The organism is Geomonas anaerohicana (genome assembly GCF_016458305.1).
Taxonomy (GTDB): domain Bacteria; phylum Desulfobacterota; class Desulfuromonadia; order Geobacterales; family Geobacteraceae; genus Geomonas; species Geomonas anaerohicana.
The window spans coordinates 111137-124057 of the sequence record NZ_JAEMHL010000005.1; the positions used below are offsets into that span (position 1 = coordinate 111137).

Annotated in this window: 10 protein-coding genes; 3 read left to right on the forward strand and 7 right to left on the reverse strand. The window is 64.3% G+C overall.

Features of this window, described 5'->3' with window-relative positions; all coding sequences use genetic code 11:
- Positions 1–7 precede the first annotated feature (7 nt).
- The 5 genes from JFN91_RS11530 to JFN91_RS22285 all read right to left on the reverse strand — a co-directional run bounded on the left by JFN91_RS11530 (position 8) and on the right by JFN91_RS22285 (position 4525).
- A complete protein-coding gene (locus JFN91_RS11530) occupies positions 8–961 on the reverse strand; it encodes a TIGR01212 family radical SAM protein (protein ID WP_199389342.1) in 954 nt (317 codons plus the stop codon).
- Positions 962–1624 (reverse strand): thiamine phosphate synthase, encoded by a 663-nt coding sequence (gene thiE, locus JFN91_RS11535; RefSeq protein ID WP_199389343.1) that lies wholly within the window; start codon positions 1622–1624, stop codon positions 962–964.
- A complete protein-coding gene (locus tag JFN91_RS11540) occupies positions 1621–2403 on the reverse strand; it encodes a thiazole synthase (RefSeq protein WP_199389344.1) in 783 nt (260 codons plus the stop codon). Before JFN91_RS11540 ends, thiE begins: the two co-directional genes overlap by 4 nt.
- A 103-nt stretch (positions 2404–2506) precedes the next feature.
- The gene (gene thiS / locus JFN91_RS11545) at positions 2507–2716 is read right to left on the reverse strand and encodes a sulfur carrier protein ThiS (RefSeq protein ID WP_199389345.1); all 210 of its coding nucleotides are present in this window, start codon (positions 2714–2716) and stop codon (positions 2507–2509) included.
- A 183-nt stretch (positions 2717–2899) separates the two neighbouring features.
- On the reverse strand, positions 2900–4525 hold the full coding sequence (locus JFN91_RS22285) for a sensor histidine kinase (RefSeq protein WP_328746822.1): 1626 nt from the start codon (positions 4523–4525) through the stop codon (positions 2900–2902).
- A 327-nt stretch (positions 4526–4852) separates the two neighbouring features.
- On the opposite strand from JFN91_RS22285, the gene JFN91_RS11555 reads away from it, so the two are divergent.
- Positions 4853–5635 carry an IclR family transcriptional regulator gene (locus JFN91_RS11555; protein ID WP_183345626.1) on the forward strand — a complete coding sequence of 261 codons (783 nt, stop codon included), beginning with the start codon at positions 4853–4855 and terminating at the stop codon, positions 5633–5635.
- Positions 5636–5745: 110 nt separating this feature from the next.
- Here the strand turns inward: JFN91_RS11555 and coaE are convergent, their stop codons facing one another.
- Together coaE and JFN91_RS11565 are read right to left on the reverse strand one after the other, a co-directional pair.
- Positions 5746–6348: a dephospho-CoA kinase gene (gene coaE / locus JFN91_RS11560; protein ID WP_199389346.1), complete on the reverse strand. Its 603-nt coding sequence runs from the start codon at positions 6346–6348 to the stop codon at positions 5746–5748.
- 16 nt (positions 6349–6364) lie between these two features.
- On the reverse strand, positions 6365–8002 hold the full coding sequence (locus JFN91_RS11565; RefSeq protein ID WP_199389347.1) for a DUF342 domain-containing protein: 1638 nt from the start codon (positions 8000–8002) through the stop codon (positions 6365–6367).
- A 364-nt stretch (positions 8003–8366) separates the two neighbouring features.
- On the opposite strand from JFN91_RS11565, the gene JFN91_RS11570 reads away from it, so the two are divergent.
- Together JFN91_RS11570 and JFN91_RS11575 are read left to right on the forward strand one after the other, a co-directional pair.
- Positions 8367–10379: an FAD-dependent oxidoreductase gene (locus JFN91_RS11570; RefSeq protein ID WP_199389348.1), complete on the forward strand. Its 2013-nt coding sequence runs from the start codon at positions 8367–8369 to the stop codon at positions 10377–10379.
- Positions 10380–10435: 56 nt separating this feature from the next.
- On the forward strand, positions 10436–12904 hold the full coding sequence (locus tag JFN91_RS11575) for a molybdopterin-dependent oxidoreductase (protein WP_199389349.1): 2469 nt from the start codon (positions 10436–10438) through the stop codon (positions 12902–12904).
- Positions 12905–12921: the final 17 nt, after the last annotated feature.

The following is a 12921-nucleotide window of genomic DNA, read 5'->3' on the forward strand; positions in this document are numbered from 1 at the left end:
CTCCTGTTCAGGCCGCCCTGACCTCGCTGGCGAGCCGGCATCCCTGCCAGCTGCCGCGCCTTCTCAGCTCGTTGATCACGGCGTACCACATCTGGTTGTTCTTCAGGTTCCAGTTCGGCGCGACCCGGATGGAAAGGGGCGCCGAGCCGTACAGTCGCTGCACCGTGACCCGCGCCGGGAGCTCCTCCAGGAAATCGCAGGCGGTCGCCACATATTCGTCGATGCCGATCGGCTGCCAGCTCCCGTCCCGGTACATCTCCGCGAGCCGGGTATTCTCGACGGCGTGCAGTTGGTGCAGTTTCACCGAGTTGACCGGCAGCGAGGCGATCAGGCGGGCGGTCTTCAGGAAGCCGCTCCTGGTCTCGCCGGGGAAGCCGTAGATCAGGTGGGTGCAGATCTCCAGGCCGCGGCCGGAGAGGCGCTGCACCGCGTCCAGGTACTCGGCCAGGGTGTGGCCGCGGTTGATCCGGGTCAGGATGGCGTCGTCCATGGACTGCAGGCCGAGCTCCACGCAGACGTAGTGCTCGCGGGCCAGGTCGGTCAAAAGCTCTATGGCGGCGGGGCTCAGCGAATCGGGGCGGGTTCCCACCGAGATCCCCAGCACGTCGGGGTGGGCCAGGGCGCGCCGGTACAGGTCGGCGAGCTTGTCCACGGGGCCGTAGGTATTGGTGTACTTCTGGAAGTAGACGATGAACTTGTCGCTCCCCAGGCGCGCGCGGTGGTAGGCCATGCCGGCGGCCATCTGCTCCTCGACCGGGATCAGCGCCTGGGTCTCCTTGGGGGAGAAGGAACTGTTGTCGCAGTAGATGCAGCCACCGGTGCCGCGGCTGCCGTCGCGGTTGGGGCAGGTGAAGCCGCCGTCCACGTTCACTTTGCTGACGCGGCAGCCGAAGCGGCGCCTGAGGTACGAGCCGTAGGAGTTGATGCGCAGTTCGCTATGGATGGGTTCGCCGAGTGTCATCTAGACGTGGTGCTCCTCGATTGGGGGAAGCAGGGCCAGAAGCCTCTTGGCAGCGTCGCGCGGGTCCGGCGCTGAGAGGATGGCCGAGATCAGCGCGATGCCGCGTGCCTCTCCGGCGACGACTTCAGCGCAGTTGTCCAGGTTCACTCCCCCCAGGGCGAACACCGGGATCTGCAGCAGCTGCGCCACAGTGTTCAGCTTCTCGACCCCCACAGGTCCGCCGTACTCGGCCTTGCTGGGGGTGTAGTAGACCGGGCCGAAGGTGATGAAGTCGGCCCCCATCTCCTGGGCCGTGACGGCCTGGGTCTGGTTATGGCAGGAGACGCCGATGAGCTTGCGTTCGCCCAGGAGCTTCCTCACCTTGTACAGCGGCAGGCTGGAGCTGCCGATGTGCACCCCGTCCGCGTCCACCGCGAGCGCCACGTCGACACGGTCGTTGATGAGGAGCTTGGCGCCGTAGCGGGAGGTGAGGCGGCGCAGTTCCTGGGCGGTCTCGTAGAGTTCCTTGGTGCTGGCCGCCCCTTTGTCCCGCAACTGCACGGCGCGCACGCCCCCCCTGAGGGCCTCTTCGACCACGAACTCCAGGTTGCGGCCGAGGGTCTCGCCGCGCCCGGTGATCAGGTAGAGGTTGAAGTCGATCCAGGGGGAATCGAGCCCTTTCACGCGATCAGCCCCGCCAGCGGGGAGGATGCGGTGGCGTAGAGCTTCCTCGGGATACGGCCGGCGCGGTAGGCGAGCCTGCCGGCGCGGACGGCGAGGTTCATGGCCTCGGCCATGGCGACCGGATCCTGGGCGCCGGCGATGGCGGTGTTCATGAGTACGCCGTCGCAGCCAAGCTCCATGGCGATGGCCGCGTCCGAGGCGGTGCCCACGCCGGCGTCGACGATGACCGGAACCTTGACCGTCTCCAGGATGATCTGGATGTTGTACGGGTTGCGGATCCCCAGGCCGGAGCCGATGGGTGCCCCCAGCGGCATCACGGCGGCGCACCCCATGTCCTCCAGCTTCTTGCAGATGATGGGATCGTCGCTGGTGTAGGGGAGCACGGTGAAACCTTCGGCGATGAGCACCTTGGCCGCCTTCAAAAGTTCCTCGTTGTTGGGGAAGAGCGTCTTCTCGTCGCCGAGCACCTCGAGCTTCACGAAGTCGGAGAGCCCCGCCTCGCGGGCCAGTCGACAGGTGCGGATGGCGTCGTCGGCGGTGTAGCAGCCGGCGGTGTTGGGGAGCAGGGTGTATTTCTTCAGGTCGATGTGGTCCAGGAGCGATTCCTTGCTCCGGTCCGAAATGTTCACGCGGCGCACGGCAACGGTGATGATCTGGGCGCCGGAAACCTCGATGGCGCGCACCATCTGGTGGAAGTCGGCGTATTTGCCGGTCCCGACCATGAGGCGGGAGTCGAATTCGCGTCCTGCGATGACGAGCTTGTCACTTGTTAAAGGCATCACTGTTCTCCAATCGGTAGCGTCTTGTCAGATGGTCGGCTTGAGGCCCCGCTGCCGCGGGACCAAAGGTGTGCCGGAGACGGCGGCTGGGTCGCCCAGGGGGCTAGCCGCGCGGGGCGCCCCCTCCCACGAAATGGACGATCTCCAGGGCGTCCCCTTCCTTGAGCAGGGTGGTCTCGTACTGCGCCTTGGGGAGGATGTCCATGTTCAACTCGACCGCAACGCGGCGCGGGTCGATGCCGAGGGAGACCAGGTACTGCTGAACGGTAAGGGGATCGATCGATACGGCTTCGCCGTTGGTGGTGATGTTCACTGCTGCTCCGGTCCTGCATGACGTTGGGGCTGGCCGGGCCGGCCGCGGCGAGCCGGGCGTGGCCCGACCGTAAACTAACAATACGGCCCCCCGCTGTCAATCGTTTTCTTCCGCGCAGTTAAGCTCCGTGCGGGGTGCCGGGAGGGGGAGGGTGGAGGCCAAATGTCGGGTTTGTATACGGCTTTACGCGCTCCCCGGTGCGGCCGGAAGTTTGGTGCCCGCTGGTTCCGTGGGGGTGGGGGCGGTAGCGTCCGCTTCGGGGATGGGGAAGAGGATGGTGAAGGTGGTGCCGGTACCCTCCTGGCTTTGCACCTCGATGTGCCCGCCGTGCTCCTGGATGATGCCGTAGGAGACGGAGAGCCCGAGGCCGGTCCCCTTGTTGGACTTGGTGGTGAAGAAGGGGTCGAAGATGCGGTCCAGGTTCGCCTCGGGGATGCCGCAGCCGTTGTCGCTGATCTTGATGAAGGCCATCCTTTGCGCCGGGTCGAGGCCGGTGACGACCATCACGATCCCCTCGCCGCGCAGGGCGTGGCCGGCGTTGACCAGCATGTTCACCAGGACCTGCTCGATCTGGTTCGGGTCGAGCAAAAGTTGCGGGATGCGCCCCGAGTAGTTGCGGGCAATGGTGACGTCCTGGAACAGGGTCTGGTGCCGGACCAGCTCCAGCGCAGCGTCCGAGATATCGTTCAGTGAGCAGGGGGCCTTCTGCGGTGGCGCGCAGCGGGCGAATTCCAAAAGTCCCTTGACGATGCCGGCGCAGCGCTTGGTTTCCCGAAGCACCGTCTCTATGTCGTTTTTGAGGGCCGGGTCGAGCTTGGGGTTACTCTGGATCAGGGAGGCGAACACCAGGATGCCGGTGAGCGGGTTGTTGATTTCGTGGGCGATGCCGGCCACCAGTTCCCCCAGCGAGGCGAGTTTCTCCGAGCGGATCAGCTGCGCCTGCATCCGGGTGATCTCCTGGGTCCTTTGCTGCACTATCAGTTCCAGGTCGCGTCCCCACCCCTCCAGCTCCTGCCGCGCCTTCTTAAGGTTCACGGTCATGGTGTTGAACGAGTCGGCCAGTTCCCCCAGTTCGTCGTGGGCGAAGCTGTGCACCAGGCCGTCCAACTCGCCCCGCGCCAGCATCTGGGTGTGCTCCAACAGTTCCCGCACCGGGCGGTTCACCAGCTTTTGGGTGAAATAGGTGAGGCTTAGCGAGGTGAGGGTGATCAGGAGCAGGGTAAGGAGCAGCATGCGGCTGCGGTAGGCGTCCAAGAGGGAGTGCATCCGGTCCAGCGGCACCACGACGTCGAGCACGCCCAGCACCTTGAACTTCTCGGGGTGGAAGTGGCAGCTCGCGATGTAGCAACTCTCCTCGTTGTAGATGGCGTTGGTGATGCCGAGGAACTCGGCGCCGGACTTGCCGTAGAAGCGGCGGCTGCGGTTTTTGGAGGAGGCGGTAAGGAGCAGCTCCGGTCCGCCGTGGCAGACGGCGCAGATCTCGGAGTGCTTGCCGAGCACGGTCCCGGTCTCGGAGTCGTCAGTGGAAAAGATGATGCGCCCGGTCTTGTTGATGAGCCGGATCCGCTCCACCCCCTGCTGGTTGCCGATCTCCTCGATGGTCTTGTAGAACAGGGGGCGGTCGTCCCGGAGCATCTGGTTATGGGTGGTGCGGATGATGGTCTCGGTGATGCGGTCCGCTTCGGAGATGGTCTCCTGCAGCAAGAGCCCCTTGAGGCTTCTCAGGTTCAGGTAGGCGAACAGGGCCATGGTGCACAAAAGCACCAGCCCGGTGGCCAGGGCAAGCTTGGAAATCAGGTTGAGGCGCACGGTGGCTCTCCGCCGATTTGCCGGCGCCGATGCCCGGGCGCCAGGTCGTCAAGATCGCATTGTTGCAAGCGTCTTGTTGCTTGACATTTCTAGAACATAATTCTATATTTTGCTTGTATGACACTATCCGCAGCTGCATCCTGCCGACTTTACCCGTAGAAGCTGTTTTACCGCTCCTCTGGCTGGGCGGGTTCAGGGGGGCGGGCGGTACGGCGAGTTTAAACACATTAAAAGCGTTTATCAAGCGATTAATTTTCTTGACACGGCTTATCAAATGGCCTAGTTAATGTTGTTTGAAATTTTTCCTGATATTCATAGGTGCAGCCAATGGCGAAAAAAGAGAAATCTGAGTACATCATTCAGGCCGTCTCCCATGCACTCGACCTCCTGGAACAGTTCCACGACGAGGTGGACGAACTGGGCGTGACCGAGCTGAGCAAGAGGCTGAAGCTTCACAAGAACAACGTTTTCCGCCTTCTGGCTACCCTGGAATCGCGGAACTACATAGAGCAGAACAAGGTCACTGAAAACTACCGGCTCGGGCTCAAGACCCTGGAGCTGGGGCAGACCTTCATTAAGCAGATGGGCCTGTTGCGCCAGTCCCGCCCGGTGCTCGAGGCGCTGGTCAAGGAGTGCAACGAGACCACCTACGTGGCCATCCTCAAGGAGTTCCACATCGTCTACCTGGACGTGGTGGAAACCGACCTGACCGTCAGGGTCGTGCCCCGCGTCGGCGCCCGCCTCCCCGCCTACTGCACCGCAGCCGGCAAGGTCCAGATCGCCTACATGACCGACGAGGAACTGGAGAACTACCTCCCCACCAAAGAGATGAAGCGCTACACCCCGAAGACCGTCACCGACCGCGAGGAGCTCAAGAAGCACCTCAAGGTGATCGCCGAGCAGGGCTACGCCATCGACGACGAGGAGATGGATGTCGGCGTGAAGTGCGTCGGCGCTCCGATCCGCGACTACACCCGCCGCATCATCGGCGCGGTGAGCATCTCCGGCCCCTCGATGCGCTTCACCGACGAGCGCCTGGAGAAGGAACTGATCCCGCTGGTGATCCGCTCCGGCGAGGAGATCTCGCACAAGCTGGGCTACCACAAGTAGGCAGATCAAGACTAAGATAAAGATTAAGATTGAGATAAAAAGAAGGCCCCGTTTCCCTCGGGGCCTTTTTCATTCGCACTTCCTTCTTCCCCCGGACCGCCGCCCGTCTCTCACTCCCGCTCCGCTATCTCCTCGCGCCAGAGCCTGCGTACCTGCGCCTCCAGCTCTTCCCTGCTGCCGCGGTTGTCGATGACGATCTTGCCCAGTTTCTTCTTTTCTTCCATCGGCATCTGCGAGGCGATGCGGGAGAGCGCCGCTTCCCGGGTGAGGCCGTCGCGCGCCATCAGGCGATCAATCTGGGTCTCGCGGTCCAGGTACACCACCCAGACCTCGTGGACACGCGAGGTGATGCCGGCCTCGAAGAGCAGGGGGGCGACGTAGAAGGCGGTGCCGGTGCCTGCCTGCCGGAGGCGTTCCAGTTTCTCCTCGGCCCGCTTTTTGATGGCGGGATGGGTGATCCCTTCCAAAGTGCGCCGGGCGGCCGGGTCGGCGAAGACGATCTCACCCAAGGCGGCCCGGTTCAGGGTGCCGTCGGGGTTCAGCACCTTAGCCCCGAAGCTCGTTGCGATCTGCGCCAGGGCCTCCTCGCCAGGCTGCACCACCTCCCGCGCCAACTGGTCGGCGTCGATCACCGCCGCTCCCAGTTCTTCGAAGAGGTGCGCCGCGCTGGTCTTGCCTGATGCGATCCCGCCGGTGAGTCCTATGATGCGCATGCCGTCGTTGTTCCTTTCAGTATGCTATTCCTTCCTCGCCCAGGGTGAAGGTCGGGTTGGTCAGATCTTCCTCGACCAGCATAGTGCTGGAGCCGATCCTGATCTGCGCGCCGAGGAAGGCGTCGCGCTCCACCTCGACCCGGGCCTGGGCGTTGATCTCCATTCTCTTTTGCAGGCGCTTCTTCTCGCCGGTCAACTCGGCCAGCTCTCCCTGGCACTTGGTGTAGATGCGCTGCTTCAGATTCAATAACCCCGCGTCCATGCTGCCGGGGTTCTCCTTGACGTAGGCGAGGGTCTTGGTGAGTTCGTCCAGTTGGCGCTGCTTCTCGACCAGGTTTTCCTGCACCATCTCCAGTTTCCGGTTCAGGGCCGGGTCGATGCCTACCTCGATCAGGGTGGGGACCCCGGCGTGGGAGCCGATCACCACCGCATGCACCAGGGACACGGCGCGGCAGATCCCGCCGATGATGTGCCCCTTGCGCCCACCCCTTTCGCCGACCAGGATGCTGCCGCCGGAGGTGAGATCGCTCTGCATGGCGAGCTCGCGGATGACGATGTCGCCGCAGGCGCTGATGGCCGCATTTTCGGCGAACTGGACGGTCACGGTCCCTCCCGCCTCCAGCTGTGCCATCTCCTGGCGGCTCACCATCTTGCCCGGCTGGGTGGCATGGCCGTGGCCGATGACGCCACCTTGGATGACGATGTTGCCTCCCGCCTTGACCCGGGCGGCTTCCACCACCCCGCCCACCGTGATGTCCTCGGTCGCGGTCACCTCCATCCCTTCGCTGACGTCGCCGGAGATCTCCAGGGAACCCTTGAAGCGGAGGTTTCCTGTCGAGAGGTCGACCCGCTTCAGCTTGAACACGGGATCTACGTTGACGCCGCGCGGCACGATCACCGGGTAACCGGAAATGGCGGCGACCAGCAGGTCGCAATCCTTGAGGTCGCAGGCGATGCCGGTCAGGTTGTCCGCGAAGGGGAGGTCCACCCCGTCGGTCGTGGGCAACTCCACCCCGAGCAGGTTCACCCCTGGGACCCCCGGGGTGGGGTGGGTGCGCCGCAGGAGCGGGTCGCCCAGGCTCACGCTGACGATGTCGCCCAGGTTTCTGTAGTCGGCGGTGTCGTCGTCGGAGAGCTGGGGCATCTGGGCCGCCATCTCGGGAACCAGGCTGATGAACTGGCTGTCCTCCCCGGGGACCGGCGGGGTTCCCTGGGCGATGACCACCTTGCTGGCCTCGCCGGCGGCGAGCGCCGCGTCGATATCGTCATAGAGGATGCCGCAGACCACGCCGGCCCGGGACAGCGCCTGTTCCACTTCTTCCCGGGTGATGCGGTGTCCGCCGTAGGCGGGCTGGATGGTCATGGTGGCGGTCATCATGTCGTCGGAGAGCTGAACTGCGAGGGTGGCGTCGCGTCGCTCTCCGACCTGCAGCGTGAAGCTGACCGGGGAGACGGCGCAGCGCTGCAGCAGCTGCTCCAGGGCGTCCTGGGAGACAAACAGCTCCCCGTACCCGAGCGCCTCGATCGCCTCGCGCAGCTGCCCGGCGTCCAGGGCGCGCCGCTGGGTGACCGGGGTGTACTGCGCCTGCAGGTGTTTCTGGTCCGGGCTCAGTTGTAGTTTGAGGCCGGTGCCGTCGAGAATGTCGGTCTCCATGACCCCCTCCGGTGACGCCCACAGGGCCTTCATGGGCGCTTCCAGATTAAGTATCGGCGCCTCCAGCAAAAAGTTGAATTCTTTAAGGGGGCGCGTCGCGCCGTGCTGGGGGCGATGTTAGGGCCTATCGCGCACAAAAACAACCATTAATTGCAGCTATGCGAAAGGGCGCCCGGCGCCGCGGTTGGCGCTTGTCGTATACGCCCTACCACAGCGATAATCCGAATGATTTTTCGCTTGATTAGAGCCGAGTGATGTGGTAAAAACTGGATACTGTATACAATGTGCACCGGACAATTTACTTAATAAATGTAAATATTTAGCCGATAATGCGGCCAATTTTACAGCTATTTCGGAGGCCTAAGTGGCAGAGGTAGTTTTTTCCAGCTGGGGCAGAAACATAGTTGACAACCGCAAGGGGGGCGAGAAGAAGGATGTCTCCTTCAAACTGCCCGCCACCTACGACGGGGAGCGGCCGCTTTCGGCTTTCATCGGCTGGGATGGCATCATTTTGTACAACAAGGATGTCGATATCCCCGCCATGGTCGCCGAGTACATGAAGCGGGTGCAGGCCAAGTATGTCTGCGGCAAGTGCACCCCCGGCAAGAAAGGGACCCGCGTCATCATGGACGCCCTCTCCGGGATCATGGAGGGGCACGGCAAGGAAGAGGATCTGGACACCATCCTCGACGTCGGCAGCGTGCTGTCGCACTGCAAGTGCACCCTCTGCCCGAGCTCCGCGGTCCCGGTCATCGACGCGGTGACCCACTTCCGCGATGCCTTCGTGAACTACATCCGCGGCGCCAAGAGCCTCTCCTCGGAATTCCGCTACATCGAGAAGTACACGGCCCCCTGCATGGACAAGTGCCCGGCCCACATCGACATCCCCGCCTACATCGAGTCGGTGAAGGACTACCGCTTCGGGGATTCGCTGGAGACCATCCGCGAGTCGATGCCGCTTCCTTCGGTCTGCGGCCGCGTCTGCCCGCACCCGTGTGAGACCGCCTGCCGCAGGAAGAACGTGGACGAGCCGATCAACATCATGGTGCTCAAGCGCAGCGCCTCCGACTACGAGTGGCAGCACGGCCACCTCCCGCCCATGGCTCCCAAGGCGAAGCAGTCCAAGAAGGTCGCCGTGGTGGGCGCAGGCCCGGCAGGTCTCGCCGCCGCCTACTACATGGCCCTCGAAGGGTACCCGGTCACCATCTACGAAGCGCTTCCCCTGGGCGGCGGCATGGTCGCCGTCGGCATCCCCCCCTACCGTCAGCCGCGTCACCTGTTGCAGCGCGACATCGACATCATCCAGGGGCTGGGCGTCGAGATCATCTACAACACCCGGGTGGGCAAGGACATCACCCTGGACGAGTTGAGGCAGAAGTTCGACGCCGTGCTGCTCGCGCCGGGCGCACACCGCTCCAAGCCGATGGGCGTCGAGGGCGAGGACAAGGGGTACAAGGGCTTCCTGACCGGCGGTATCGACTTCCTGAGAAACGTCTACCTGGGCCTTCCCACCGGGATGGGCAAGAAAGTATTCGTGGTCGGCGGCGGCAACACCGCCATCGACTGCGTCAGGGTGGCGCTGCGCGAGGGTGCCGAAGAATCGGTGCTGGTCTACCGCCGCTCCCGTAACGAGATGCCTGCCGACGTCTGGGAGGTCGACGGGGCGGACGAGGAAGGGGTACGTTTCGAGTTCCAGGTACTCCCGACCAAGGTCATCGCCAACGAGAACAACGAGGTTACCGGGGTCGAGCTGATCAGGATGGCCCTGGGCGAGCCGGACGCCTCAGGGCGCCGCCGTCCGGAACCGGTGCCGGGCTCCGAGTTCATCATCGAGTGCGACACCATCATCCCGGCCATCGGCCAGGACGCCGACCTCTCCTTCATCCCGGCCGACGCGGGGATCGACACCACCAAGTGGAGCACCATCGTCACCAAGTACGTGCCGCTCAAAGGGCACGACGGCAAGGACCTCAAGGACGGCATGGGCAACATGCTCTCCAGGAACCTGATCACCGACTGTGACGGGGTCTTCGCCTCCGGCGACGCCGAGATCGGCCCGCTCACCGTCGTGGCCTGCGTGGGCAACGGTCACCGCGCCGCCAAGGTGATCCAGCGCTACCTGGAAGGCAAGGGCGTCGATCTCACCGACGACGAGCGCATGGAGGACATCCTCACCTACTTCGGCGTCTACGACAAGAACGAGGACGTGCAGTGGCTGGACAGCGCCTCGCGCGAGCACCAGAAGGAGGTGCACGGCAGGGAGAGGGCGAGCTTCAAGAACTACTGCGAGGTGGAACTGGGCTACGCCAACAGCCAGGCGGTGCGGGAGGCCGAAAGGTGCCTGCGCTGCTACCGGGTCGCCATGGTGGCCGTCTAACGGCAGCAGCACCCGGACCTATTGAATTCAATTACACCGAATACTGAGGTTTTTATATGGTCAGCTTAACCATTGATGGCAAAAGCGTGCAGGTCGAGAAAGGTACTACCATACTGGAGGCCGCAGCCACGGTAGGGATCACGATCCCGACGCTGTGCTGGCTCAAGAAGGTCTCCCCCACCGGCGCCTGCCGCGTCTGCGCGGTAGAGGTCGCTGGTGTGGAGCGTACCATGACCGCCTGCAACACGCCGGTCAAAGAGGGGATCGAGGTCACCACGGACACCCCGGCGCTCCGGGAAGCCCGCCGCAAGATCATGGAACTCATGCTGGTGAACCACCCGCTGGACTGCCCGGTCTGCGACGCCGGCGGCGAGTGCGATCTGCAGGATTCCTGCTACGCGCTCAACGCGACCAAGCAGGACTACTCGGCGATCCTCGAGCGCAAGCAGATCCGCTACGACTGGCCGCTCATCGAAAGCGACCCCAACCGCTGCATCCTCTGTGAGAAGTGCGTCAAGGTGGATCACGAGATCGTCGGCTGCGACGCCATCGAGGTGGTCAACAAGGGTGAGGACGCCATCATCGACACGGTGGACGGCAAGCCGCTCAACTGCGAGTTCTGCGGCAACTGCGTCGCGGCCTGCCCGACCGGCGCGCTGATCACCAAACCCTTCAAGTTCAAGGGGCGCCCCTGGACCTTCAACCGCATCCCCAGCGTCTGCGCCTTCTGCGGCGCCGGCTGCCAGATCGACTACCACGCCAAAGACGGACGCGTGGAGCGGGTCACCAGCGAGGACAGCAGCTACAACAACGGCAACCTCTGCATCAATGGCCGCTTCGGCTACCGCTACCTGCACTCCGCCGAGCGCCTTGCCGACCCGCAGCTGCGCGGCGACTCCGGTGCCCTCGCCAAGACCGACTGGGACACCGCCCTGTCCGCGACGGCCGCGAAGCTCAAGGAAATCGTGGCGCGTGACGGCGGCAAGGCCGTGGCGGGTCTCGGCTCCCCGAGGCTTACCAACGAGGAGAGTTTCCTGTTCCGTAAGCTCTTCAGCGAGCTGGGCAGTGCCAACCTCGACTCTGAGGCGGGCTTGGGCTTCGCCCAGGCGCAGGCCCAAATGCAGCGCCGCTTCGGTTTCACCGGGGCCAGCAAGCAACTGGACGCCCTCGACGAGGCACAGGCGATCCTGGTCTTCGGCTGTGACCTGAACGCCGAGGCGACCGGCGCCGAGTACCGCGTCATCAAGGCCGCCTCTAAGAAGGACGCCCGCCTGGTACTGGTGAACATGCGCGACGTGAAGCTGAGGAAGTTCTCCAACGCGCACCTGAAGCACCTCCCCGGAACCGAACTCCAGATCATCTACGCCCTGATGAAGGGGCTGGTGGAGGCTGGTGTGGCCCTTCCGGCCGGCGCCGAGATCATCAGGGACGGGCTCGCGCAGCTTTCCATGGACGAACTCTGCCAGCAGGCCGGCGTCACTGTGGCCGCGGTGGAGAACGCGGTGCGGCAGATGACCGGCATGACCCGCGTCGCCATCGTCTTCGGCGCCGACCTGATCAGGAGCGCCGACGCCTCCGCCAAGATCGCGGCTCTCGCCGACCTCGCCGTCCTCACCGGTTCGGCCACCGAGCAGGGAGGGGGCGTCTTCCCGATCGATGCCAAGAACAACACCGTAGGCATGCTGGACATGGGGGTCACCCCGGGCGCCGACGGCAAGGACATCTGGGGCATCGTCGAGGGGATCGAGCAGGGGAGCATCAAGGCCCTCTACCTCCTGGGTTGCGATCTGTCCGGCCTCCCGGACAACCAGCGCATCCGCAAGGCGCTGGGCAAGCTGGAACTGCTGGTGGTCCAGGACGTCTTCCAGGGCGATTCCCTCGAGTTCGCCCACGTCGTGCTGCCGGCAGGCGCCGCAGCCGAGAAGAGCGGCTCCTTCACCTCGCTGGACAACCGTGTGCAGGCCATCTTCAAGGCCGTGGACGCACCGGGGCAGGCCAAGGAAGACTGGGCCATCCTGGCCGATCTCTACGGCAGGCTGACCGGCAGCACCCAGAAGATCACCCCCGCGGGCGTCATGGCGGAGATCAAGGATTCTGCCAAGGCATACCAGGCTTTCGACGGCTCCCGCAACGGCGCCATCAAGGGTGGCAGCGCGGCAAGAAACGACGCGGCGCTGGCGCCGATCGCCAAGCCCGCGGCACCGGCCCAGCCGAAGTTCCAGCTCCTGGTCGGCCCGATCGGGTTCCACAACGGCACCTCGACCACCCGCTCGGACGCCAACCTCGACGTGGCTCCGGCCGGCTTCGTGGAACTGCACCCCGTTGACGCGTCGGCACTGGGCATCTCCGACGGCGCCAACGTCAAGCTCTCCTCCGGCACCGGCGCCCTTACCGCAGCCGCCAGGATCAGCGACAAGCTGCAGCCCGGCCTGCTCTTCGCCCCCTCGCACTTCCGCGATCTCAACGCCAACGCGCTCCTGAAGGGGAACTGCAACCTGGTGGAAGTGAAGGTCGAAAAAGCGTAACCGCCGCGACGGCGTGA